Raw genomic sequence first — 23,855 nt, forward strand, 5'->3', positions numbered from 1 at the left:
CAGATGACAGTGCGGCGACAACCGCTGCGCCCGCCGCGCCACCACTGCGTTGCGCTGGCATGCGGCTGTCATCTGCACGTCGTAATCTGCGGACTCTTCCGCTGTGCCGCCTGAAGGATCCGCCTCATGTCGTACCGTCTTCCTCGCCCTTTCCACCGGACCCTGGCAGGCCTCGCCGCCATCGCCCTGCTGGCCGGCAGTGGCGGCATGGCGCGTGCGCGGCAAGCGGCGACACCGGCGGATTCGGTGCTCGCCACCGATGTGCGTGGCTACCTCGATAAGGACCAGCTACCCGACAGTCTGCGCTTGGTGCCGCCCCCACCGCAGGACGGCAGCGCTGCACTCGCCAACGACGAGACCGTCGCCAAGGCCATGTGGGCGTTGCGCGGTACCCCACGCTGGGACCTGGCAGCGCAGGACGCGGTGCTGGGTTTCCCCGCCGCGGCCAGCCATTTCAGCTGCGCGCTCGGCGTACAGATCGACCCGGCCAACACTCCGCATCTGCTGCGCCTGCTCGAACGCAGCATGCGCGATGCCAGCACCACCACCAGCGCCGCCAAGGCACGCTACCAACGTCCGCGTCCGTTCATGCGCAACGACCAACCGATGTGCACCCCCGCCGACGACGCGGCCCTGCGCAAGAACGGCTCCTACCCCTCCGGCCACACCGCCATCGGCTGGAGCTGGGGCCTGATCCTGTCGGAAATCGCACCCACCCACCGCGACGCCCTGCTCGCCCGTGGCCGCGCCTTCGGCGACAGCCGCCTGGTCTGCAATGTGCACTGGCAGAGCGATGTCATCCAGGGCCGCATGCTGGGCGCGGCTACCGTCGCCGCCTTGCACGGCAACCCAGCATTCGAAAAGGACCTGATCGCCGCCCGTCGCGAGATCGAAAGGGCGCAGGCGAAACAGGCAGCTACACCCAGGGCGGCCGCGTGCAATGCGGAAAGCCAAGCGCTGCAGACGGTGCTGCCTGGTGTGATGTAGACACACCGCAACATCGGCTCAATGGCCGGCGCCCCTTGCAGGGCGTGTGCGCGGATCTGGTTGCAACGCTTTTACGGGGCCGGTGCGCTCTGAGCATGCTGCTTCAACAAAGCAGTGTGCATGCTCATAGCATTCGAACAGCTGCACGTAGTGCATCAGCGACTGGCGCGCTCGCGTTTGCCCGCGTCGCGGGTTCGGGTGCGTGACTGCCGCGTCGTTGGCTCATACCGATACCTCGATCTATTCGGCTTGTCCCGCGCATCTGCGCCCTTGGGCACAACAGCCATCCAGTGGGCGCTGATTGCGGCCAACAGCCAGTCCATCGTCACTGAGCCACAGCGGCCAACCGACACTGACCCTCAGATGAGGTGCGGCACACGGCGTGCCGCGCTGGTCGCCCGTCGCCACCGACGCTCTCCGTCCGGCAGTAAACCCGCACATGCACTCGGCTCAGGAATGAGCGACTCGCTACCGCGATAGCCCCCGGCCTGCCCACAGCGGAGGACGACTGGTGAATGTTGCCTTTGCTTACACGAGTTTGCCTGGCGATACCTGGCCCTACAGCGCTGTCCCACAAGAAAGTTCCCAGCTAATGACATCCCCGTAAATCCTGGGTTAATCTTCAGCCAGTCTTCAGGAATATGACAGCCGTTCAGCTTGCTGTCGCTTGAAGCGCACCTCCCCTCAGCTGCTGCAGGGCGGTTGAGTCCCACGTTTCGAAGTTGTCGTGAGCGTAGTTCATCAGGAGAGAGAGGAATGACGCGTCCAGGAGTCCGTAGTGCGTTGTCCAGGAATATCACGCGCAGTGCCTTGAGCCTCGCCCTGGGCATGTGTATGGCAGGTGGCGTGCAGGCACAGAGCTCGGTGGGTTCCATCTTCGGTAGCGGGCAGCCAGGTAGTACCATTGCCATTCAGAGCCCGCAGACCGGTGTCACCCGTTCGGTCACCGCCGCATCCGACGGCAGATTCAGCTTCAGCCAGCTACCGCCGGGCAAATACGTGGTCACCGCAGACGGGGTGACGCGCGAAGTCGAGGTCAAGGTCGGTAGCGGCGCGCAGGTCGTGTTGGGAAGCAATGCCACAACGCTCGACAGGGTCAACGTGATAGGCACTGGCGCGCTTAATCCCATCGATGTCTCGTCGGTTGAATCCACCACGGTCTTCACCGCCGAGCAGATGATTGCATTGCCGGTGGCCAGCGATGTGTCTTCGGTTGCACTGTTGGCACCGGGTGCGGTGCGAGGCGATAGCGGCCTGGGTGCTGGCAACCTCGCATCGTTCGGCGGCTCGTCAGTGGCCGAGAACGGCTATTACATCAACGGTTTCGACGTGACCAACATGCGCACGTTCCTGTCGTTTGCCAATGTGCCGTTCCAGGGCATCGGGCAGTTGCAGGTCAAGACCGGTGGCTATGGTGCCGAGTATGGCCGCTCCCTGGGCGGCATCGTCAGCATTGTGACCAAGTCCGGCTCCAACGATTGGCATTACGGCGCCAGCGTGGAATGGGCGCCGGACTGGGGCGCGGCAGCAGGTAAGAACGTCCGCGAACGCGACCCTGACGCGTCAGACCCGCTGTATCAGTACCGCAGCGACGATCAGTTCGACAGCACCATTTACTCTGCGTATGCCAGCGGTCCCATCATCAAAGACAAGCTGTTCTTCTTCGCCATGGTGGAGGGACGTAGCGAGACTGAAGACAACTACTACGCGTTGACGAGCCGGCAGGTTCGCGATGACACGCCGCAAGGTCTGGTCAAGCTCGATTGGTACATCAACGACAGCAATCTGGTCGAGTTCACCGGCATCTACAACCAAGCCAAGACCAAGTACCGTACTTACGAATACAACCTCGATGCCAACGGCGATAACCGTTACAACGTCGGCAGGCACGAGTCGCCGATCGAAAGCTATGAGATGGAAAACGGCGGCAAGGTCGGCATCCTGAAATACACCGGGTACTTCACCGACAACTTCACCTTGTCGGCGCAGTACGGTTATCTGAGCAACCTGATCGACTCGCGCCTGCCCGCCAATCCGGCTGGCGGCGAGTGCCCGTGGGCTTACAGCTTCGGACTAACGACCAGCACGGTGGATCGCTACATCGGTTGCAACCCAGGGACGATTTCGACCATCGCCGATTTGAATGCCGAGCCGGACGAAGACATCCGCAAGGCCTTCCGCATCGATGGCGAATGGGTGCTGGGCGATCACCGGTTGCGCTTCGGTGTCGATCAGGAGAACTACGAATCCAGCCATCGTGGCCAGACCTATGCCGGCGGCATCAATTGGGCCTATTACCTGGTCCCCAACAATTCGGTTGCCACCGGCGCATTTGCCGGACGACCCGGCCGCACCGTGAACGGCCAGCTGGTGCCGCGCGGCGCACTGTATGCACGCTCGCGCGTCTATCAAACCAGCAGCTCCAGCTACGAAAACACCAACAGCGCTTTCTATCTTGAAGACAATTGGCAGATCAGCGAAGAGTTCCTCGCGGTGCTCGGATTGCGTGGCGAAAAATTCGAGAACAAGAATGGCGACGGTGTCGCCTGGGTGGAGTCGGACTACAAGCTCGCCCCGCGCCTTGGTTTTTCGTGGGACGTGCTGGGCGATTCCAGCCTGAAGCTGTTCGGCACCGCAGGCCGTTACTACATCCCCGTCGCAACCAACTCGAGTATTCGTGCAACGGGCGCAGAATCGACCGTGTCCAACTGGTACTTCGTCAACGGCTGGAGCGAGGCCGACGGCCGGCCGGTTGGCCAGGGTGCGCAGATCGGCGCTACCCAGACCAACGGCTCGCTAGTTGCGCCAAACCCGGCATCGGTTGCATCCACCAATCTCTCGCCGATGTATCAGGACGAAGTCATTCTCGGTGGGCAGTTGCAGTTGACCGAGAACTGGATGGCAGGCGTGCGCATGATTCGCCGCGAGGTGAAGTCGGGCATGGACGATACCTGCACCACCAATCCCTGGATCGATTGGGCCGCCGATAACGGCTATCCCGATTTCGATCCGGGTTCGGTGCCGAGCTGCTACTTCCTTAACCCAGGTAGCGATGTCACGCTTAATGTCGACTTGAATGGCGATGGCGAAGTGGAACTGGCAACCCTGCCGGCGTCGTATCTCGGTCTTCCGGAATATCGACGCATCCATACCGCACTGGAATTCTTCTGGGAGCGCACCGGCGAGAAATTCAACTTCCAGGGCTCATACACGTTTGCCAGAACGCGAGGCAATGTTGAGGGCTACGTCAATTCCACATTGGAACAGGAAGATCCGGGCCTGACGCAGGACTTCGATCACCGTCTGTTTACCGATGGGACCTATGGCCCGACGCCAAACGATCGTCAGCACACCCTCAAGCTGTTCGGTGCCTATAACCTCACGCCGGAATGGCAGTTCGGCGGGAACCTGGTGTTGCAGTCCGGTCGTCCGGTCAATTGCCAGGGCTATATCCCGCTGGACGACGTTCCGCAGCCTGACCAGGGCAACCTCAGCGGTTACAGCGGTTCGAGCTTTTATTGCTTGAACGCTGAAGGCACCCGCGTGTTACGGCAGCGCGGCGATGAAGGGCGTACGCCGTGGACCTGGACCTTCGATCTGGCGGCTGCATACATCCCCAACTGGGCCGACAACAAGCTGCGCATCAAGCTCGACGTGTTTAATCTGTTCAATAACGACCGCGTCACCGAGTACAACGAGTTCAGTGAAGCATCCCGCGATGTGATCAGCCCCAACTATTTGAATGACGGCAATTATCAGACGCCGCGCTCGTTCCGGCTGACCGCGCGTTACGACTTCTGATGGCTTGATTGCACATCGGCTCCATCAACACCGGCCTCGAAAGAGGCCGGTGTCCTTTGCGCCAGCCGTTGCGGATCGCTCATCGCGAGCACGCTGCACGGCACCGCATCACTTCCCGATACAAAAACTCGAAAAGATCTTGCCCAGCAATTCATCGGCGCTCAGCTTGCCGGTGATCTCGCCCAGTGCCGCATGCGCCAGGCGGAGTTCTTCCGCGGCCAGTTCGAGCTGCTCGAAACCCAGCTCAAGGTCGGCAGCGTCCGCGTGGTGTTCGGCGCGGCGTAGCGCTTCCACATGGCGGGTGCGTGCGGAGAACTCGCCGTCCACGCTGTCGGTTGCGTCGCCCAGCGCGAGCTCGCGCAAGCGGACGTGCAACTGCTCCAGCCCCTGCCCGGTCACCGCCGATACCGCGACCGCATCGCGATCGAGCGCTGCGGGTTCGGCCAGCAGGTCGCATTTGTTGTGGATCCACAGCTGGCGTGGCACTGCATCGATGGCATCGCCGATCGCATCACGTGCGGCCTGCGGTTCGCGTGCGTCCAGCACCACCAGCGCCAGATCGGCGCGTTCAAGTTCGGCGCGGGCGCGGCGCATGCCTTCGCGCTCGATCGCATCGCCGCCCTCGCGCAGGCCGGCAGTGTCGACCAGGGTCAGCTCGAAGCCATCGAGCTGGATGGCCTCGTGCAAGGTGTCGCGTGTCGTGCCGGCGACGTCGGTGACGATGGCGCGGTCGCTGCCGGCCAGCGCGTTGAGGAGCGAACTCTTACCGGCGTTGGGCGGGCCGATCAGCACCGCATGCAAACCGTCGCGCAGCTTGCGCCCGCGCTCTGCGTCACGCAGCAGTTGCGCCAGCAGTGCGCGTGTCTGGGTCAACTCCTGACGCACTTGCGATCCACCCAGCGTGTCCAGCGGCTCATCGGCGAAATCGATCGCCGCTTCGACATGGATGCGCAGACGCGTCAGGCTCTCGCTCACCGCATCCACACGCCGCGAGAACACGCCATCGAGCGAGCGCCGCGCTGCGCGGGCCGCACGCAGATCACTGGCGGCGATGAGATCGGCAATCGCTTCGGCCTGCGCCAGGTCGAGTTTGCCGTTGAGAAACGCGCGTTCGCTGAACTCGCCTGCGCGCGCCTGGCGGGCGCCCGCTGCGATGCAACGCGCCACCACCTGGCGCAGCAGCACCGGGCTGCCGTGGCCCTGCAGCTCCACCACGTCTTCGCCGGTAAAGCTGTGCGGCGCCCGGAACCACACCGCGATGCCATCGTCGATCACCTCGCCCTGCGCATCGCAAAAGCGTGCGTAACGCGCGTGCCGCGGTTGCAGGCCGGCAACGCCCAGCGCTGCGGCGATCTGCACCGATTGCGGGCCTGACAATCGCACGATCCCGATGCCGCCGACCCCGGCCGCACTGGCGATGGCAACGATGGTGGATGTAGCTGAGGACATGGGCGCTGGCTCCAACCTGGATTGCAAAAGAATAAGCGCGGCTCTCAGAACCGCGCGGTAGCGGGCGACGATGCACTGCGGACGCGTGCGTCGCGCGGACTGCACGCGCGTTCCTTCTGGCACCTGTATGCAATTCCTCAGCGTCGCCGGATCAAGGCGACTGCAGCGGCACGCCTGCACAGCGCCGCTGCTTGCGGTTGCAGCTCCAGAGACGTGGAGTACGCCCTGCGCAACCTGGCGCGATTGTCGGGTACAGCACAGGCAGCGCCAGAGGGCGATGGACCATCGCGCACGAGGGACCGGTTCTAAGGGTGTTTCCAGCGCCAACATCCCACTTCGGCATGGGGTACTGGCAGCAATCCACAAAGCCGGATTCCGGCGCTGGCGCTGACAACCGCTGGCCTGCATGCAGAAAGCCCGCCTTGCGGCGGGCCTTCTGGAACTTACTTGGCGTTGGCCTGGATGATCTTGCTCGGCTTCTCGCCGTGCTGGCGGATCATCCACCACTGGATCAGCAGACCCAGCCCGCCATTGACAACCCAGTACAGCACCAGGCCGGCCGGCATGAAGGCCATCATGACGCCGAACACCAGCGGCATGAACTGCATCATCTTGGCCTGCATCGGGTCCATGCCCGGGGTGGGGGTCAGTTTCTGCGTGGCCCACATGATCGCGATGTTGAGCACAGGCAGGATGAAGTACGGGTCGCGCGCGGTCAGATCCTGGATCCAGCCCAGCCACGGCGCCTGACGCAGTTCCACCGACTCCACCAGCACCCAGTACAGCGCGAAGAAGATCGGCATCTGGATCAGCAGCGGCAGGCAGCCCCCCATCGGGTTGATCTTTTCCTTCTTGAACAACTCCATCGTCGCCTGTTGATACTTGACGCGATCGTCGCCGTAGCGCTCCTTCAGCTGCGCCAGGCGCGGCTGGAAGCGGCGCATCTTGGCACCGGACTTGTACTGCGCTGCCGACAGCGGATACAGCGCCAGACGCAGCAGCACCACCAGGCCGATGATGGCCCAGCCCCAGTTGTGCAGGAAACTGTGCAGGTGGCTCAGCACCCAGAACAGGCCCTGGCCGATGATGGCCATGATCGAGAAGCGGCTGTAGTCGACCACGCGGTCCAGGCCCTTCACGTCTTCCTTGGCGATCAGGCTGACCAGCTTCGGGCCCACCCACAGGCGTGCCTCGGTGGTCGCGGTCTGGCCCGGCGCCACGGTGAAGGCCGGTCCACGCAGTTCGGCCACGTCGCGCGGGCCGTCCTGGTTCAGCACGTACAGCGAGGCCTGGTCCTTTTGCGGAATCCACGCGGTGAAGAAGTGGTGCTGCAACAGCGCCACCCAGCCGCCGGTGATCTGGCGATTGAGGCCACCGTCGTCCATGTAGTCCTTGAACGCACGACGCTCGTAGCCTTCCTGCGGGCTGTACCAGGTCGCCCCGTTGAAGCTGAAGGAGTCCGGGTTGGTCATGCCGCGGCTGAGGATGGTCGGCACCCGGCTCAGCTTGCGGAACACATAGCCGTTCCACGGCGCGCCACTCTTGTTGATCACCTCGTCCTTGATCGAGATCGCATAGCGGCCGCGCTCCAGGGTAAAGGTGCGGCGGATCGACACGCCGTTGGGGCCATTCCACACGAAAGGCACCACCAGGGTGTTCTGGCCCTTGGCCAGTTCGAACGCGGTGCCCGGCTGCTCGGCGCGGAAGCCGCCCACGCCCGGCACCGGCGAATGCTCGCTGGCCCAGCCGCTGGTGGCGTTATACGGGTGCGCCGGATCTTCGGTCAGCAGGCTGACCGGCGCGGTGCCGTCCTTGGTCTGCGGGAACTGCAGCAGTTCGGCATCGAGCACGCTGCGGCCATCCAGCTTCAGGCGCAGCACGTCCGACGTTAGGGTCACCACCGGTGCAGCGCCGGCAGCCGCCGGCGTCGCGGCAGTGCTGCTGGTTGCCGGCACCGTGCCCGGCGCGCCGGCCTGCGGAATGGCCTGGGCAGCGGGCACATTGGCGGCGCTTGGCGCTGCCGCATCCAGATCACGCGCGGCCGGGACCGATTGCGTGGCCGCTGCAACAGGCGCGTTCGCAGCTGCCTTGTCCTTGCCCCACTCCATCCACAGCAGCGCCGCGACCATCAGCCAGGCAAAAATCAGGAAAACACGGGTCTGGTTCATCGGGCAGCAACTCGCTCAGTCGGAACTACAGTTCCGGCTCTGTCGGGGAAAGGGAGGATGGGTGCATCGTCCTGGCGGGCGGCATTGTGCCGGGCGCAGCAGGCAGGGGCAATGCGCCGGCGCGACGCAGCAGACGCAGGAAGGCGTCGCGAATCTGTGGATTGGTCGCCTTCGCCGCTGCCGAGCGCGCCACGATGACGTAATCGCCGCCGGCCAGCTCGGGCAACAGGTGACGCATGGCATCGCGTAGCACGCGTTTGATGCGATTGCGGCCTACCGCACGCGTATCGACCTTGCGTGACACCGCCATGCCCAGGCGCGGCGGCGTATCGCCTTTCCGCCAGTGCAAGCTGAGCAGTGGGTCCGAGGTGCGACGTGCGGTATCGAAGACAACCGTGTATTGCGCACGCGTACGAACCCGCGCAGAGCGAGGAAATCGCCTGCACGGGTTCGATGCGTTCACGGTAGGACTTGCCTCGGCCGCGGAGAGCGGCGCGGCAATCAAGCGCTCAGGCGCTTGCGGCCCTTGGCGCGGCGGCGAGCCAGGATCTTGCGGCCGTCGGCGGTTGCCATACGTGCGCGGAAACCATGGTCGCGTGCTCGCTTGAGGTTGCTGGGTTGGAAAGTACGCTTGGTGGCCATGGGGCCCTCTGCATGAATGGAGACGAATAGAACCGGAAATTCTATAGGACCTCTACAGCCCGGGTCAACTCCCTGCATGTCATGCCGATGACGGGCTCGCAGGCACCCTGTGGATGGACCTGTGAATAAGTCTGGGAAAAGCCTGCCCGCGGTGCTAGGCTGGCCAATCCTCTTTTCACTTCCGGGCTGCGTGCACGGCGCCTTGCTGCGCGCCGCAGCCAGCAACTGATGATCACACTTTGATGGATGCTTGGCCCCGCTGTCTGGAACGTCTCGAAGCCGAATTCCCGCCCGAGGATGTCCACACCTGGTTGAAACCCCTGCAAGCCGAGGACCGCGGCGACAGCATCGTGCTGTATGCCCCGAATGCCTTCATTGTCGACCAGGTGCGCGAACGATACCTTCCGCGCATTCGTGAGTTGCTGGCGTACTTCGCCGGCAATGGCGAGGTGGCGCTGGCGGTGGGTTCGCGCCCACGTGCGCCCGAGCCGGCTCCCGCACCGGTGGCCGCGCCCAGTGCGCCCAGCGTCGCGCCGATGGTGCCGTTTGCCGGCAACCTGGATTCGCATTACACCTTCGCCAACTTCGTGGAGGGTCGCAGCAACCAGCTTGGCCTGGCGGCGGCGATCCAGGCAGCGCAGAAACCCGGCGACCGTGCGCACAACCCATTGCTGCTGTACGGCAGCACCGGCCTGGGCAAGACCCATCTGATGTTTGCCGCCGGCAACGCGCTGCGTGAAGCCAACCCGGGCGCCAAGGTGATGTACCTGCGCTCGGAGCAGTTCTTCAGCGCGATGATCCGCGCACTGCAGGACAAGGCGATGGACCAGTTCAAGCGCCAGTTCCAGCAGATCGATGCACTACTGATCGACGACATCCAATTCTTCGCCGGCAAGGACCGCACGCAGGAAGAGTTCTTCCACACCTTCAACGCGCTGTTCGACGGTCGCCAGCAGATCATCCTGACCTGCGACCGCTACCCGCGCGAAGTCGAGGGCCTGGAGCCGCGGCTAAAGTCGCGCCTGGCCTGGGGCCTGTCGGTGGCGATCGATCCGCCGGATTTCGAGACCCGCGCGGCCATCGTGCTGGCCAAGGCACGCGAGCGCGGCGCCGACATTCCCGACGATGTGGCGTTCCTGATCGCCAAGAAGATGCGCTCGAACGTGCGCGACCTGGAAGGCGCACTCAACACCCTGGTAGCACGCGCCAATTTCACCGGCCGCTCGATCACGGTGGAGTTCGCCCAGGAGACGCTGCGCGACCTGCTGCGTGCCCAGCAGCAGGCGATCGGCATTCCCAACATCCAGAAGACCGTGGCGGACTACTACGGCCTGCAGATGAAGGACCTGCTCTCCAAGCGGCGCACACGTTCGCTGGCGCGCCCGCGTCAGGTCGCCATGGCGCTGGCCAAGGAGCTCACCGAACACAGCCTGCCGGAGATCGGCGATGCGTTTGCCGGCCGTGACCACACCACCGTGCTGCATGCCTGCCGGCAGATCCGCACCTTGATGGAGGCCGACGGCAAGCTCCGCGAGGACTGGGAAAAGCTGATTCGCAAGCTCAGCGAATGAGGCACTGACGCCGATCGCGGTCCACGTGGAAAAAAGCGTGGATGAGTTGGGGTCAAATGCGGGAGAATCTGTGGATAACGTTGCCCTGCAATCCGGGCGGAAAACTATCCACAGGTTTTCCTACCAGACCAAGGGCATTAGTCCAACGGCTTTCGGGTGCTGAAATTCCTTTGGGAACAAAGAGTTATGGTGGTTATCCGCTGAAAACGGCCCTACCATCACCACCAAGCTTTTGATTTATCCATTATTTTTAAAGCATAGGGGCACGGAACCACATGCGTTTTACACTGCAGCGCGAAGCTTTCCTCAAGCCGTTGGCCCAGGTCGTCAACGTGGTCGAACGCCGCCAGACCTTGCCGGTTCTTGCCAACCTGCTGGTGCAGGTCAAGGACGGGCAGGTCTCGCTGACCGGCACGGACCTGGAAGTGGAAATGATCTCGCGCACGATGGTGGAAGATGCGCAGGATGGTGAAACCACGATCCCGGCGCGCAAGCTGTTCGATATCCTGCGTGCCCTGCCCGACGGCAGCCGCGTCACCATCTCGCAGACTGGCGACAAGGTCACAGTGCAGGCCGGGCGCAGCCGCTTCACCCTGGCGACGCTGCCGGCCAACGATTTCCCGTCTGTCGACGAAGTCGAAGCTACCGAGCGCGTGGGTGTGCCGGAGGCAGCGCTGAAAGAGCTGATCGAGCGCACGGCGTTTGCGATGGCGCAGCAGGACGTGCGGTATTACCTCAACGGCTTGCTGTTCGACCTGCGCGAAGGGCTGTTGCGATGCGTGGCCACTGATGGCCATCGCCTGGCACTGTGCGAAACCGAGCTGGAAAAGGCCGGCGGTGCCAAGCGTCAGATCATCGTGCCGCGCAAGGGCGTGACCGAGCTGCTGCGCCTGCTGGAAGCAGCGGACCGTGAGGTCGAGCTGGAAGTTGGCCGTAGCCATATCCGCGTCAAGCGTGGCGATGTGACCTTCACCTCGAAATTGATCGACGGCCGCTTCCCGGACTACGAAGCCGTGATCCCGATCGGTGCCGACCGCGAAGTCAAGGTCGATCGTGAGGCCCTGCGTGCGTCGCTGCAGCGTGCGGCAATTCTGTCCAATGAGAAATACCGTGGCGTCCGCGTCGAGGTATCACCTGGGCAGCTGAAGATCAGCGCGCATAACCCCGAGCAGGAAGAGGCGCAGGAAGAGATCGAGGCCGACACCAAAGTGGATGACCTGGCGATCGGCTTCAATGTGAATTATTTGCTGGATGCGCTTTCAGCGTTGCGCGATGAGCACGTCGTCATCCAGTTGCGTGATGCAAATTCCTCGGCCTTGGTCCGCGAAGCCAGCAGCGAGAAGTCCCGTCACGTCGTGATGCCGCTGCGTCTCTGACCTAGCGTTCCACGTGGAACACGAAATGCCCGGCGAAAGCCGGGCTTTTTTATGCCCGAATGCGGACAACGCGAAATGCCGTAGGGCTATGACTAGAGCCGACATGAGCGGGGACTTAGGTAGCAGCAATTTCGCGGTCATGTCCGGGTGTAGTAATCCTTGATGTGGGGGTCTCCCAGTAGTGGCCTGGCCAACGCTGACAACGAAGGTTGGCTGAGTACATGAGCTTCTACGGGCGGAGCCGCGCTCATGGGCGCTAGATTTTGCCGCTGAACCCGCTAGTCACCGGCCTACTTCCAATAAGTGCCTTCACTCCAGGCATTACATGCCACGTATCGGTATGCACCGATGAAAGAAAGCCCGAGCGATACGCAGAGCACAGGAAGCCCTGTCCCTCGTGCTGCTCCAGCGACTCCGGGTCTGCAATCCGTCTGTCCAGCACTGTTGGCGCAGTCCTCAAGCGAGGGGATTACCGCCCGCTGCGTCTGCCAGCCAGAAAGGCGTGCTGGTCCAGCCCGAGCAGACTCATCTCGAATCGTGTCTTGGCAGAACCGGTCGCGCTGTCGGGGAGCTATGAATAATCCAAGGAGCGTAAACCCGTTCATATTTCCGCGAACCGCTCGGGAGGGTTGGAGCCTTCTTCCAGCGCAAGGAAGTCCCCGATTTAGTTATGCACACCCTGCTCTGCTTTTAAATCTATAAATAACTTAAGAGCTTTGTGGTGATGGTAGGCCTAGATTTCGCCGAAAAGTATACCAACCACTTGTTTCCAAAAGAATTTATGGGGTCGAAACCCTGTGGTTTAACCGGTTTTTGGTGATGTGTAACCTGTGGACAAGGGTCCGCCGACCGGTCGCTGTCGTTTTTGTCCCCAAGTTATCCCCAGGCAGCCCTCTACGATCAAACCTCGGCCGCCGCGCGGACGTCGGGTCAATCACGTATCCTGCGCACCGACCGGACGCTCCGGATCACAGCCCGGAGCACACTCAGCGATGCACGTAGTGCGGTTGTCCATCCATCGACTGCGTCGGTTCGAGACGGTCGAGCTGCACCCTGCCAGCGCGTTGAACCTGCTGACCGGTGACAACGGCGCCGGCAAGACCAGCGTGCTCGAAGCGCTGCATCTGATGGCCTATGGGCGCAGCTTCCGCGGGCGGGTGCGAGACGGTTTGATCCGCCAGGGCTGCAACGATCTGGAAGTCTTTGTGGAGTGGCGCGAATGCCACGGCGAAGCGTCCGAGCGCACCCGCCGCGCAGGTCTGCGACACACTGGGCAGGAGTGGACCGGGCGGCTCGACGGCGAGGACGTCGCCCAACTGGGTTCATTGTGTGCAGCACTGGCGGTCGTCACTTTCGAGCCGGGCAGCCACGTGCTGATCAGCGGCGGCGGCGAACCGCGCCGTCGCTTCCTCGACTGGGGTTTGTTCCACGTGGAACCAGACTTCCTGGCGCTGTGGCGTCGCTATGCCCGGGCGTTGAAGCAACGCAACGCGTTGCTGAAGCAGGGGGCGCAACCACGACTGCTGGACGCCTGGGATCATGAACTCGCCGAATCGGGTGAAACGCTCACGTCCCGGCGCCTGCGCTACCTCGAACGCCTGCAGGACCGCCTGATTCCGGTGGCCGCTGCCATCGCCCCCTCGCTGGGCCTGTCTGCCCTGACTTTTGCACCCGGATGGCGACGTCACGAGGTCTCCCTCGCAGACGCGCTGTTGTTGGCACGCGAGCGGGACCGTCAGAATGGCTACACCTCGCAAGGTCCGCACCGCGCCGACTGGGCGCCCAGCTTCGAGGCGCTTCCCGGCAAGGACACCTTGTCGCGCGGACAGGCGAAATTGACTGCTCTGGCGTGCCTGCTGGCCCAGGCAGAAGATTTTGCCCATGAGCGCGGCGAGTGGCCGGTCATTGCATTGGATGACCTGGGCTCGGAGCTCGATCGGGGTCACCAGGCGAGCGTGCTGCAGCGCCTGGCGGCCGCGCCGGCGCAGGTGATGATCACCGCGACGGAAGTGCCGCCAGGTCTCGCCAGCGCAGGCGACCTGCTCACGTTGTTCCACGTGGAACACGGAGCCGTCTCCCGTCAATTGGCGTCAGGCTAAGACCACGGCCGACGCGGGCCGACTGGTATAATTTGCCCCGCTATCCCCCTTTTTCCACGGTGCGAAGCGGCTCGCTGCCGCTGGCGCCCGTGTTGTGGAGCCAACGGCACGCGCATGACCGACGAACAAAACATCCCGACGACACCCAACGGCACCTACGACTCCAGCAAGATCACCGTGCTGCGAGGCCTGGAAGCCGTCCGCAAGCGGCCCGGCATGTACATCGGTGACGTCCATGACGGCACCGGCTTGCACCACATGGTGTTCGAGGTGGTCGATAACTCGGTCGACGAAGCGCTCGCCGGCCATGCTGATGACATCGTGGTGAAGATTCTCGTCGATGGCTCGGTCTCGGTGTCCGACAACGGGCGCGGCGTCCCGGTCGACATCCACAAGGAAGAGGGCGTTTCCGCAGCCGAGGTCATCCTGACCGTGCTGCACGCCGGCGGAAAGTTCGACGACAACAGCTACAAGGTCTCCGGCGGCCTGCATGGCGTGGGCGTCTCGGTGGTCAATGCGCTGTCCGAGCATCTGTGGCTGGACATCTGGCGCGACGGCTTTCACTACCAGCAGGAATATTCGCTGGGTGAGCCACAGTACCCGCTCAAGCAGCTGGAAGCCTCCACCAAGCGTGGCACCACCCTGCGCTTCAAACCGGCGGTCGAAATCTTCAGCGATGTCGAATTCCATTACGACATCCTGGCCCGACGCCTGCGCGAGCTGTCCTTCCTCAACTCCGGCGTCAAGATCACGCTGATCGACGAACGTGGCGAAGGCCGGCGCGACGACTTCCATTACGAGGGCGGCATTCGCAGCTTCGTGGAGCATCTGGCCCAGCTCAAGACCCCGCTGCACCCGAACGTGATTTCGGTGACCGGCGAGCACAACGGCATCGTGGTGGACGTGGCCCTGCAATGGACCGACGCCTACCAGGAGACGATGTACTGCTTCACCAACAACATTCCGCAGAAGGATGGCGGCACGCACCTGGCCGGCTTCCGCGGCGCCCTCACCCGCGTGCTCAGCACCTACATCGAGCAGAACGGTATCGCCAAGCAGGCCAAGGTCTCGCTGACCGGCGACGATATGCGCGAAGGCATGATCGCGGTGCTGTCGGTCAAGGTGCCAGACCCCAGCTTTTCCTCGCAAACCAAGGAGAAGCTGGTCAGCTCGGACGTGCGCCCGGCGGTGGAAAACGCCTTCGGAGCGCGGCTGCAGGAGTTCCTGCAGGAGAACCCGAACGAAGCCAAGGCCATCACCGGCAAGATCGTCGATGCCGCACGTGCGCGCGAAGCCGCGCGCAAGGCGCGTGACCTGACCCGCCGCAAGGGCGCGCTGGACATCGCCGGCCTGCCCGGCAAGCTGGCCGACTGCCAGGAAAAGGACCCGGCGCTGTCGGAGCTGTTCATCGTCGAGGGTGACTCGGCCGGTGGTTCGGCCAAGCAGGGCCGTAACCGCAAGAACCAGGCGGTGCTGCCGTTGCGCGGCAAGATTCTCAACGTCGAACGCGCGCGTTTCGACCGCATGCTGGCGTCCGACCAGGTCGGCACGCTGATCACCGCGCTGGGCACCGGTATCGGCCGCGACGAGTACAACCCGGACAAGCTGCGCTACCACCGCATCATCCTGATGACCGACGCCGACGTGGACGGCTCGCACATCCGAACCCTGCTGCTGACGTTCTTCTACCGGCAGATGCCGGAGCTGATCGAGCGCGGCTACATCTACATCGGCCTGCCGCCGCTGTACAAGCTCAAGCAGGGCAAGAGCGAGCTGTACCTGAAGGACGACGCGGCGCTCAATGCCTACCTGGCCAGCAATGCGGTCGAAGGCGCGGCGCTGATTCCGGCGACCGACGAGCCGCCGATCACCGGCGAGGCGCTGGAAAAACTGCTGATGCTGTTCACCAGCGCCCATGAAGCGATTGCCCGTAACGCGCACCGCTACGACCCGGCGCTGCTTACCGCCTTGATCGATCTGCCGCCACTGGATGTGGAGAAGCTGCAGGCCGAAGGCGACCAGCATCCCACCCTGGATGCGCTGCAGGCCGTACTCAACCGCGGCACGCTGGGGACTGCCCGTTACCAGTTGCGTTTCGATCCGGCAACCGAGAACGCCCCGGCAACGCTGGTGGCCGTCCGTCGCCACATGGGTGAGGAATTCACCCAGGTGCTGCCGATGGGCGCGTTCGAAAGCGGCGAACTGCGTCCATTGCGTGAAGTCTCGCTGGCCCTGCACGACCTGGTGCGCGAAGGCGCCCAGATCGTGCGCGGCAACAAGAGCCACCCGATCAGCAGCTTCGCGCAGGCACATGCCTGGCTGCTGGACGAAGCGAAGAAGGGCCGCCAGGTGCAGCGCTTCAAGGGCCTGGGCGAAATGAACGCCGAGCAGCTGTGGGAAACCACGGTCAATCCCGATACGCGCCGTCTGTTGCAGGTGCGCATCGAGGACGCAGTGGCCGCCGACCAGATCTTCAGCACCCTGATGGGCGATGTGGTGGAGCCGCGCCGCGACTTCATCGAAGACAACGCGCTGAAGGTGTCCAACCTGGATATCTGAGCCGCCTGCGTGCCGGCACAGCGTCACGGCGCTGTGCCGGCGACCCGGTAGTCGCAGGACAATGATGAGCACAGCCCTCCCCTCTCCTCCGGCAGCGCGCCGTGCTGCCGGCCGGCCGCCCTTGCTGTCCGTGCTGACCGGCTTCGGGATCGATGTGTTGATCGCCGTTGGCCTGTTGCTGACTCTGAGCGTGGCAGGTTTTGCGGTCTGGGGCGCCATCCGTGGTATCGGCTACGTGCAGGCGGCCAAGGCGCAGGGCCTGACGCCCTCCTCTGCCGAGGTGATGGCGGCAGTCGGTCAGCCGGGAGTGGTGGTGCAGTTGCTCACTGCATTGGTCAGCACCGCGACGCCCGCTGTCCTGCTGTATTTCTGGCGCCGCCGTGCCACCGCCGGTGAACAGGCCGCCTCGCGCGCCGCCGTGCGCCGTTCGTCCACCTGGGGCTGGACAGCGTTGATCGCTGCAAGCGTGTTTCTGCTCAGCAATCTGGTCAGCGTCGCTGCCTCGGCACTGGGGATCAAACCGGTGCCGACCAATCTGCCGCTGATGGAAGAAGCCATCAAGCAGTGGCCGCTGGCCCTGGCGCTGTTTGCGGTGGTGATCGCTCCGGCCTACGAGGAACTGCTGTTCCGTCGCGTCTTGTTCGGCCGCCTGCTGGCCGCTGGCCGCCCCTGGTTGGGGATCGTACTCAGCGGCGCACTGTTCGCCCTGGTGCACGAAGTGCCCGGCATCAGCGGAAACGGCCCGGCGGCCATCGCCCAACTCTGGCTGGTCTACGGCAGCATGGGTGCCGCCTTTGCCTGGCTGTATTGGCGCACCGGTACGCTGTGGGCGCCCATCGCCGCACACGGCATCAACAACGCCACCGCGCTGGCCGCGTTGTATTTTTTCGGCATCGGGTAGTACGGACGGGCACGGCCAGGTCCTTGCCATGCGGATAGACCGCATAGCGGTTTGCGCATACCCCTGCCCTCCGCATGTGCCAGCGGAGCCGAATCAAGCACGATTCGCCGCGTTTTCCTGGTCGTTCCGGGCCGCTTGACGAAAAGTTAAGACGAGCCTGCCAAAATGTCCCCAGGGTTCTAGGGGGATCGAATGAAAGCCAGGCTGTTGATCGTTGTTGCCGTCCTTGCACTGACGGCGTGTGCCACCACAACTTCGCCGACCGGCCGCCGACAGGTGGTGGGGGGCGTATCGCAACAGCAGCTCGACCAACTTGGCGCGCAGTCGTTCGCGCAGACCAAGGCAAAGGAAAAAGTCAGCACCGACGGCAAGCAGAACGCCTACGTGCAATGCGTGGTCAATGCGCTGGTGGTGCAGTTGCCGCCGCAGTGGCGCGAAACCCGCTGGGAAACCGCACTGTTCGTCGATGACGAGCCCAACGCCTTCGCCCTGCCCGGCGGTAAGGTCGGCGTAAACACCGGCATCTTCACCGTCGCCAAGACCCAGGATCAGCTCGCGGCCGTGCTTGGGCACGAGATCGGGCACGTGATTTCGCGCCACCACGAAGAACGCATCACCCGCCAGCTGGGCGCCCAGACCGGCCTGGGCATCATCGGCGCGCTCGCCGGGGCCGCCTATGGCGACGGCGCGGCCAGCGCGGTCAATCAGGTTGGCGGTATGACCGCCCAGACAGTGTTCCTGCTGCCTGGCTCGCGCACCCAGGAAAGTGAGGCCGATGTGGTCGGGCAGCGCTTGATGGCCCAGGCCGGCTTCGACCCGGCACAGGCGGTGACCTTGTGGCAGAACATGATGGCCGCCAGCGGCAGTCGTCAACCGCAATGGCTTTCGACCCATCCGGACCCGACCAACCGCATCCGCGAGCTCCAGGCCGACGTCAACCAGCTCGAACCGGTGTATCAGCAGGCCAAGCAGAACGGGCGCGTGCCGCGCTGTGGCTAGAGCAACTAACGGCAACTGCTGTGCCCTTGTTGACTCGTGCCGGCACTGACCTGGCATCAACGCGCTGCCCACTACACTGCGGCCGCGGGCGCAGCGAGCGGTCGCTTGCTGTTAGCAGTGCTAAGACCTTTTCTCGTAACTCCCTATTGCCGCACCACAACATGGAAACCGTTTTCGGGAACTGAGACTTTCTGCTAAGTTTGCCGGCTCAGATTTTTCGTACAGCGTCCATTCCGCTTTTCGCACCGCCCAACGGCGGCTCGTCCGAGGTGAAACATGAAACTGCTCAACCGCAAGCAAGCCCTGTTGTCCCTGTTCATCGCAGCGTCCCTGGGCGGGGCTGTCGTCACCGATGCGGTCGCGCAGTCGGACCGCTCGTCCGAGCGTGCCGCGCGTAAGTCCAAGGGCAACGGCAAGGCCGAAGAGCTGTACCCCCAGTCGACCCGTCAGGCACCGACCATCAAGCCTTCGTCCAAGTTGAGCAGCAAGCTGCAGAAGCTGATCGAAACCTTCAACAAGGGCGAAGACTATCCGGGCGTGCGCACCCAGGCCGACGAGATCCTGGCCAACAGCGCCGCCAACGAGGCCGACAAGGCGCTGGCTGCGCAGCTCGCCGCGCAGGCCGCCTACAACCTGGACGACACCGCGGCTGCCAAGACCTACCTGCAGCAGGCAATCGGCCTGAACGCGCTGGACAATAACGGCCAGTTCCAGTCGATGCTGATGCTGGCGCAGCTGCAGATGCAGGACGACCAGCAGGCCGAAGGCCTGGCGACGCTGGACAAGTATCTGGACGAGAGCAAGTCGCAGCGTCCGGAAGACCTGATCCTCAAGGGCCAGGCGCTGTACCAGGCAGAGCGCTACAAGGAAGCGATTCCGGTGCTCAAGCAGGCCATTGCCGCCTCGCCCGAGCCGAAGGACACGTGGAACCAGCTGCTGATGGCGTCCTACGCCGAGGCCGGCCAGACCGGCGAAGCCGTCGCCGCCGCCGAGGCGCTTGCAGCCAAGACGCCCAACGACAAGAAGGCCCAGCTCAATCTGGCCAGCATGTACATGCAGGCCGACCAGATGGACAAGGCCGCAGGCGTGATGGACAAGCTGCGCGCTTCCGGGCAGTTGACCGAAGAGAAGGAATACAAGCAGTTGTATTCGATCTACGCCAACACCGAGAACAAGGAAAAAGACGTCATCGCGGTGATCAATGAAGGTATGCAAAAAGGCATCCTCAAACCTGATTATCAGACATACCTTGCGCTGGCCCAGTCCTATTACTACAGCGAGGACGTGCCGAAGGCGATCGAGAACTGGCAGAAGGCCGCACCGCTTTCCAAGGATGGCGAGACCTATCTGAATCTGGCCAAGGTGCTGCATTCGGAAGGTCGCATCCCGGAGGCCAAGCAGGCCGCACAGCAGGCGATCGCCAAGGGCGTTAAAAAACCAGAAGACGCGAAGAAGATCATCAACCTGAAGTAAAAAAAGAAAATAAACCCCCGAAATCCCTGTGTTTTTAGTGGTTACAGGACTCGGGATTGGTATAAGCTTGGGAGTTCCTGCGGTGTCAAAGCCGTCCGAAAACCTGGGGATCATCACAGTGATCCGGGCCCCCACTGAAAGAGCCATTGGCGCATGACGGAACAACTCGTTATCCACAGGCATGACTATGATGCCGGGAACCAGGGTCTGAGCTGGGCCCGCATTATCGGTATTGCTTTTGTAATTGCCCTGCACCTCACTGCACTGATGATGTTGCTGATCCCTGCAGTGGCGCCGAAGGCTCCGGCAGAGAAGGAGCGCACCACCATGGTCACCCTGGTGGATGCACCGCCTCCTCCCCCGCCGCCGCCGCCGCCGCCGCCGCCGGAAGACAAGCCGCCACCGCCGGTCAAGAATCTGTCGCCGCCGAAGCCGTCACCGGTTCCGCCGCCGCCGGAAGCCCCGGTGGTCGACGTTCCCGAACCGCGTCCGAGCGATATCGTCACGCCGCCGAGCCCGCCGGCTCCGCCGCAACCGCCGAGTGACATCGGCGCCAGTGTCGATATCTCGTCCAAGAACATGAACCCGCCGAAGTACCCGCCGGCTGCTTTTCGTGCCGGTGTCCAAGGTGAGGTCATCCTGATCGTGGATGTGGATGCCAGCGGCAACGTGACCAACGTGTCGGTCGAAAAGTCCAGCCGCAACCGCGACCTTGACCGTGCCGCGATGGACGCAGCACGCAAGTGGAAGTTCAACGCCTCCACTGTCAACGGGCAGAAAGCCGCCGGACGTGTCCGCGTCCCGGTCAACTTTGCTCTGAACTGATCCCACGGGCCGGTCACGGCCGGCCCAGGATCCTGTCTTCCTTTCGCTCCACCCTTCATCACCACACACAACAAAGGTAAGCGTCATGCTGCAGGAATTCTTTATCGCCGCCGCTGCAGGGGGCTCCAATCCGTCGGCCGCTCTGTCGCAGATGGGCTTCGAGCACTTGATCACCGAAATGACCTCCAGCCCCGGCGACTTCGCCGTGTCGTGGGTCGTGTTGATCACCCTGATCGCCATGTCCGCCGCTTCCTGGTACTGGACTGTCATCAACATCTTCCGCGCCACCCGCCTGAAGAGCGCGGCTGACCGCGTCACCACCGCGTTCTGGGATGCCCCGAATGCACAGGACGCCATCCGTGCGATGGAAGAACAGCCGGCTTCCGAGCCGTTCTCGAAGATCGCACTGGACGCAGCCCAGGCTGCTGCTCACCACCAGCGCGCCGAAGGCAGCACCGGTGGCCTGGGCGAGAGCCTGAGCCGTTCGGAGTTCGTCGACCGCGCCCTGCGTCAGGCCGTGACCCGCGAAAGCACCAAGCTGCAGTCGGGCATGACCTTGCTGGCCACCGTCGGTGCGACCGCGCCGTTCGTCGGTCTGCTCGGTACCGTGTGGGGCATCTACGGCGCGCTGATCAAGATCGGTGCAACCGGTTCGGCCTCCATCGACGCCGTTGCCGGCCCGGTGGGTGAAGCGCTGATCATGACCGCGATCGGTCTGTTCGTCGCCATCCCGGCCGTGTTCGCGTTCAACTTCTTCTCCAAGGTCAACAGCTCGGTGATCGCCAAGTTCGACACCTTTGCCCATGACCTGCACGACTTCTTCGCCACCGGTTCGCGCGTTCGCTAATCCGGTTGTAAAGAACGCCTTCGCAACGATTTAGACGGAGCCCGTTATGGCCTTCAGTAGTGGAAACAGCGGCGGCCCGATGGCCGACATCAATGTGACGCCCCTCGTGGACGTGATGTTGGTGCTGCTGATCATCTTCATCATTACGGCACCGCTGATGTCCCACAAGGTCAAGGTGGAGCTGCCAGAGGCCAACTTGATCCAGAAGGAAGATGCGGAGAAACGCGCCGCGCCGATCACCCTGGCCGTCAAGGAAGACGGGTCGCTGTACTGGAACGACGAGCCGATCTCCAAGGAAGCCCTGGAGTCGCGCCTGTCCACCGCCGCACAGCAGACCCCGCAACCGCCGCTCAACCTGCGCGGCGACCGCACGACCAAGATGCGTACGATCAACGAGATCACCAAGATCGCGCAGGGTCAGGGCATGCTGGACGTCGGTTTCGTTGCAACCAAAGTGAAGGGGCAGTAAGCCATGGCATTTAGTACTGGTGGAAGCCGTGGGCCGATGGCCGACATCAACGTCACGCCCCTGGTAGACGTGATGCTGGTGCTGTTGATCATCTTCATCGTGACCGCGCCGATCATGACGTATCCGATCGCCGTGGATCTGCCGCAGCGGGTTCTGAACCCGCCACCGCAGACGACCGAACCGCCGCCGCCGATCGAGCTGCGTATCGACGCCAGCAACCAGGTGTTCTGGAACAACAGCCCGACGCCGGTGGATCAGCTGCAGCAGAAGATGGAAGAAGTGGTACAGGCCGATCCGACCAATCAGCCCGAACTGCGCATCGATGCAAATCAGGATGCGGAGTACGAGGTGATGGCGAAGGTGCTGGCCGCTGCGAAGAACTCGCAGATGAAGAAAATCGGCTTCATGCAGCAGTAAACGCATCTGCAAGACCGCAACACAACAGTCATGACGCGACTGCAACGCCACCGGAAACGGTGGCGTTTTTTTTATGCCTGCTGCGTGACCCGACGTGCTTGCCGCCCATCCGGCAGATTGCCCACTGATCGATCCGGGCGATGATCGAATGCCGGCATCACCCGGCAAAACTCAGGCGCTAGCGCGCGCGGTTTCCAGGAGCCCGACGTAGGCGCGCACGGTCGCATCCAATCCTTGATACAGCGCTTCGCTGATCAGAGCGTGGCCGATGGACACTTCCAGCACGCCCGGGACAGCGGCGAGAAAATCGCCAAGGTTGGCTTGCGACAGGTCATGCCCGGCATTGATGCCCAGCCCGGCGGCGCTGGCGCGCTGCGCGGCACCGGCGAACAGTGCGAGTGCTGGGTCCGCCTGCCCGGCCGCATGCGCGGACGCGTACGGGCCGGTATACAACTCGATGCGGTCTGCACCAAGCATGGCGGCGCGTGCGATGTCCGGGTTACCCGCGTCGACGAACAGGCTGACGCGGCTACCGAGATCCTTGAACGCGGCGATCAATGCGGCAAGTTGGGTAGTGTCCTGCGCGAAATCGAAGCCATGGTCGGAGGTCAGCTGCCCGTCGCCATCGGGCACCAGCGTGACCTGTTGCGGCCGCGTGGCACGGCACAGCTCCAGCAGCCCCGGATAGCCGGCGCGCGGAGGGGCGAACGGGTTGCCTTCGATATTGAATTCCACGCCGTGCGCGCGCGTGAGTGCGCTCAACGCCAGGACATCGTCGGAGCGGATGTGGCGTTGATCCGGCCGTGGATGCACGGTAATGCCGTGTGCGCCGGCCCCCAGGCAGGTGCGGGCCGCCTGCACCACGTCCGGGTCGGTGCCGCCGCGCGAATTGCGCAGCACCGCGATCTTGTTGACGTTGACGCTGAGCTGGGTGGTCACGGTCGTGCGCTCAGGCCTGCGGCTCGCCATCGCGGGCGGCGGCCAGTGCCGCGGCCTTGCGGGCCTCGGCCACCTCGCGCAGCCGGCGCAGTTCGGCCGGGTCGATCATGCTGCTGGTGTCACGCTGGGTGTCGTCCATGCGCGAGGCGAACCAGCCACGTGTCCACAACAGCAGCAGCACCAGTGCCACCAACAGCGACACCACCAGCAACCACACGTGCGGCGTACTGAACGCCAGCACCAGCGCACCTAGTGCCATAAGCAGAAACAGCCAGTGCATGACGAGCTCCCCGATAAGTGGCGGCAGTGTAGCGCTGCGCCCGGTTCGGTTCC

19 protein-coding genes are annotated in these 23,855 nt (G+C 63.5%); 13 read left to right on the top strand and 6 right to left on the bottom strand.

All coding sequences use genetic code 11. The annotated features are described in order from the left end of the window. Positions 1–126 precede the first annotated feature (126 nt). Together ABQZ09_RS14900 and ABQZ09_RS14905 are read left to right on the top strand one after the other, a co-directional pair. On the top strand, positions 127–987 hold the full coding sequence (locus ABQZ09_RS14900) for an acid phosphatase (RefSeq protein ID WP_349777259.1): 861 nt from the start codon (positions 127–129) through the stop codon (positions 985–987). 756 nt (positions 988–1,743) lie between these two features. Further along, positions 1,744–4,788, top strand: coding sequence for a TonB-dependent receptor (locus tag ABQZ09_RS14905; protein WP_349777260.1), 3,045 nt, complete (start codon positions 1,744–1,746; stop codon positions 4,786–4,788). 108 nt (positions 4,789–4,896) lie between these two features. On the opposite strand, the gene mnmE is transcribed toward ABQZ09_RS14905, so the two are convergent. The 4 genes from mnmE to rpmH form a co-directional block, all read right to left on the bottom strand. Beyond that, complete coding sequence (gene mnmE / locus ABQZ09_RS14910) at positions 4,897–6,237, bottom strand: tRNA uridine-5-carboxymethylaminomethyl(34) synthesis GTPase MnmE (protein WP_349777261.1); 1,341 nt, start codon at positions 6,235–6,237, stop codon at positions 4,897–4,899. A gap of 443 nt (positions 6,238–6,680) precedes the next feature. Continuing rightward, the gene (gene yidC / locus ABQZ09_RS14915) at positions 6,681–8,405 is read right to left on the bottom strand and encodes a membrane protein insertase YidC (protein WP_039564810.1); all 1,725 of its coding nucleotides are present in this window, start codon (positions 8,403–8,405) and stop codon (positions 6,681–6,683) included. Positions 8,406–8,430: 25 nt separating this feature from the next. Next, on the bottom strand, positions 8,431–8,868 hold the full coding sequence (rnpA, locus tag ABQZ09_RS14920) for a ribonuclease P protein component (protein ID WP_184554246.1): 438 nt from the start codon (positions 8,866–8,868) through the stop codon (positions 8,431–8,433). A 38-nt stretch (positions 8,869–8,906) separates the two neighbouring features. Then, complete coding sequence (gene rpmH, locus ABQZ09_RS14925) at positions 8,907–9,047, bottom strand: 50S ribosomal protein L34 (protein WP_002805908.1); 141 nt, start codon at positions 9,045–9,047, stop codon at positions 8,907–8,909. Between the two features lie 242 nt (positions 9,048–9,289). Between rpmH and dnaA the strand changes: the two genes are divergently transcribed. The 11 genes from dnaA (at position 9,290) to ABQZ09_RS14980 (ending at position 22,583) form a co-directional block, all read left to right on the top strand. After that, positions 9,290–10,618, top strand: coding sequence for a chromosomal replication initiator protein DnaA (dnaA, locus tag ABQZ09_RS14930; RefSeq protein WP_039564809.1), 1,329 nt, complete (start codon positions 9,290–9,292; stop codon positions 10,616–10,618). Between the two features lie 275 nt (positions 10,619–10,893). Beyond that, positions 10,894–11,994, top strand: coding sequence for a DNA polymerase III subunit beta (gene dnaN, locus ABQZ09_RS14935; protein WP_039564807.1), 1,101 nt, complete (start codon positions 10,894–10,896; stop codon positions 11,992–11,994). A gap of 992 nt (positions 11,995–12,986) precedes the next feature. Continuing rightward, positions 12,987–14,093: a DNA replication/repair protein RecF gene (gene recF, locus ABQZ09_RS14940; RefSeq protein WP_349777262.1), complete on the top strand. Its 1,107-nt coding sequence runs from the start codon at positions 12,987–12,989 to the stop codon at positions 14,091–14,093. Positions 14,094–14,207: 114 nt separating this feature from the next. Continuing rightward, positions 14,208–16,652 (top strand): DNA topoisomerase (ATP-hydrolyzing) subunit B, encoded by a 2,445-nt coding sequence (gene gyrB / locus ABQZ09_RS14945; protein WP_047695585.1) that lies wholly within the window; start codon positions 14,208–14,210, stop codon positions 16,650–16,652. A 64-nt stretch (positions 16,653–16,716) separates the two neighbouring features. Then, positions 16,717–17,553, top strand: a complete 837-nt coding sequence (locus ABQZ09_RS14950; protein WP_349777263.1) for a CPBP family intramembrane glutamic endopeptidase — start codon at positions 16,717–16,719, stop codon at positions 17,551–17,553. A gap of 192 nt (positions 17,554–17,745) precedes the next feature. Continuing rightward, positions 17,746–18,552 (top strand): M48 family metallopeptidase, encoded by an 807-nt coding sequence (locus tag ABQZ09_RS14955; RefSeq protein ID WP_184384379.1) that lies wholly within the window; start codon positions 17,746–17,748, stop codon positions 18,550–18,552. Between the two features lie 276 nt (positions 18,553–18,828). Beyond that, complete coding sequence (locus ABQZ09_RS14960) at positions 18,829–20,025, top strand: tetratricopeptide repeat protein (RefSeq protein ID WP_047695582.1); 1,197 nt, start codon at positions 18,829–18,831, stop codon at positions 20,023–20,025. 153 nt (positions 20,026–20,178) lie between these two features. Further along, the gene (locus ABQZ09_RS14965; RefSeq protein ID WP_039518127.1) at positions 20,179–20,850 is read left to right on the top strand and encodes an energy transducer TonB; all 672 of its coding nucleotides are present in this window, start codon (positions 20,179–20,181) and stop codon (positions 20,848–20,850) included. Between the two features lie 85 nt (positions 20,851–20,935). After that, positions 20,936–21,697, top strand: coding sequence for a TonB-system energizer ExbB (exbB, locus tag ABQZ09_RS14970; RefSeq protein WP_005912445.1), 762 nt, complete (start codon positions 20,936–20,938; stop codon positions 21,695–21,697). A gap of 46 nt (positions 21,698–21,743) precedes the next feature. Beyond that, the gene (locus ABQZ09_RS14975) at positions 21,744–22,166 is read left to right on the top strand and encodes an ExbD/TolR family protein (RefSeq protein WP_005912447.1); all 423 of its coding nucleotides are present in this window, start codon (positions 21,744–21,746) and stop codon (positions 22,164–22,166) included. Positions 22,167–22,169: 3 nt separating this feature from the next. Next, complete coding sequence (locus ABQZ09_RS14980; RefSeq protein ID WP_039411682.1) at positions 22,170–22,583, top strand: ExbD/TolR family protein; 414 nt, start codon at positions 22,170–22,172, stop codon at positions 22,581–22,583. A gap of 171 nt (positions 22,584–22,754) precedes the next feature. On the opposite strand, the gene ABQZ09_RS14985 is transcribed toward ABQZ09_RS14980, so the two are convergent. Both ABQZ09_RS14985 and ABQZ09_RS14990 read right to left on the bottom strand, forming a co-directional pair. Next, on the bottom strand, positions 22,755–23,522 hold the full coding sequence (locus ABQZ09_RS14985) for a pyridoxine 5'-phosphate synthase (protein ID WP_349777264.1): 768 nt from the start codon (positions 23,520–23,522) through the stop codon (positions 22,755–22,757). 10 nt (positions 23,523–23,532) lie between these two features. Continuing rightward, the gene (locus ABQZ09_RS14990) at positions 23,533–23,802 is read right to left on the bottom strand and encodes a hypothetical protein (RefSeq protein ID WP_039411678.1); all 270 of its coding nucleotides are present in this window, start codon (positions 23,800–23,802) and stop codon (positions 23,533–23,535) included. Positions 23,803–23,855 lie beyond the last annotated feature (53 nt).

Origin of the sequence: Xanthomonas sp. WHRI 6106, assembly GCF_040202405.1 — a bacterium.
Classification (GTDB): Bacteria; Pseudomonadota; Gammaproteobacteria; order Xanthomonadales; family Xanthomonadaceae; genus Xanthomonas; species Xanthomonas cannabis.

Excerpts from the sequence above, each read along its gene's own strand:
- rpmH (WP_002805908.1), bottom strand. The coding sequence starts at position 9,047 with ATGGCCACCAAGCGTACTTTCCAACCCAGCAACCTCAAGCGAGCACGC.
- ABQZ09_RS14950 (WP_349777263.1), top strand. The coding sequence starts at position 16,717 with ATGAGCACAGCCCTCCCCTCTCCTCCGGCAGCGCGCCGTGCTGCCGGC.
- yidC (WP_039564810.1), bottom strand. The coding sequence starts at position 8,405 with ATGAACCAGACCCGTGTTTTCCTGATTTTTGCCTGGCTGATGGTCGCG.
- gyrB (WP_047695585.1), top strand. The coding sequence starts at position 14,208 with ATGACCGACGAACAAAACATCCCGACGACACCCAACGGCACCTACGAC.
- recF (WP_349777262.1), top strand. The coding sequence starts at position 12,987 with ATGCACGTAGTGCGGTTGTCCATCCATCGACTGCGTCGGTTCGAGACG.
- dnaA (WP_039564809.1), top strand. The coding sequence starts at position 9,290 with ATGGATGCTTGGCCCCGCTGTCTGGAACGTCTCGAAGCCGAATTCCCG.
- mnmE (WP_349777261.1), bottom strand. The coding sequence starts at position 6,237 with ATGTCCTCAGCTACATCCACCATCGTTGCCATCGCCAGTGCGGCCGGG.
- dnaN (WP_039564807.1), top strand. The coding sequence starts at position 10,894 with ATGCGTTTTACACTGCAGCGCGAAGCTTTCCTCAAGCCGTTGGCCCAG.
- ABQZ09_RS14955 (WP_184384379.1), top strand. The coding sequence starts at position 17,746 with ATGAAAGCCAGGCTGTTGATCGTTGTTGCCGTCCTTGCACTGACGGCG.
- ABQZ09_RS14990 (WP_039411678.1), bottom strand. The coding sequence starts at position 23,802 with ATGCACTGGCTGTTTCTGCTTATGGCACTAGGTGCGCTGGTGCTGGCG.
- ABQZ09_RS14960 (WP_047695582.1), top strand. The coding sequence starts at position 18,829 with ATGAAACTGCTCAACCGCAAGCAAGCCCTGTTGTCCCTGTTCATCGCA.
- ABQZ09_RS14980 (WP_039411682.1), top strand. The coding sequence starts at position 22,170 with ATGGCATTTAGTACTGGTGGAAGCCGTGGGCCGATGGCCGACATCAAC.
- ABQZ09_RS14905 (WP_349777260.1), top strand. The coding sequence starts at position 1,744 with ATGACGCGTCCAGGAGTCCGTAGTGCGTTGTCCAGGAATATCACGCGC.
- ABQZ09_RS14975 (WP_005912447.1), top strand. The coding sequence starts at position 21,744 with ATGGCCTTCAGTAGTGGAAACAGCGGCGGCCCGATGGCCGACATCAAT.
- ABQZ09_RS14965 (WP_039518127.1), top strand. The coding sequence starts at position 20,179 with ATGACGGAACAACTCGTTATCCACAGGCATGACTATGATGCCGGGAAC.
- exbB (WP_005912445.1), top strand. The coding sequence starts at position 20,936 with ATGCTGCAGGAATTCTTTATCGCCGCCGCTGCAGGGGGCTCCAATCCG.
- ABQZ09_RS14900 (WP_349777259.1), top strand. The coding sequence starts at position 127 with ATGTCGTACCGTCTTCCTCGCCCTTTCCACCGGACCCTGGCAGGCCTC.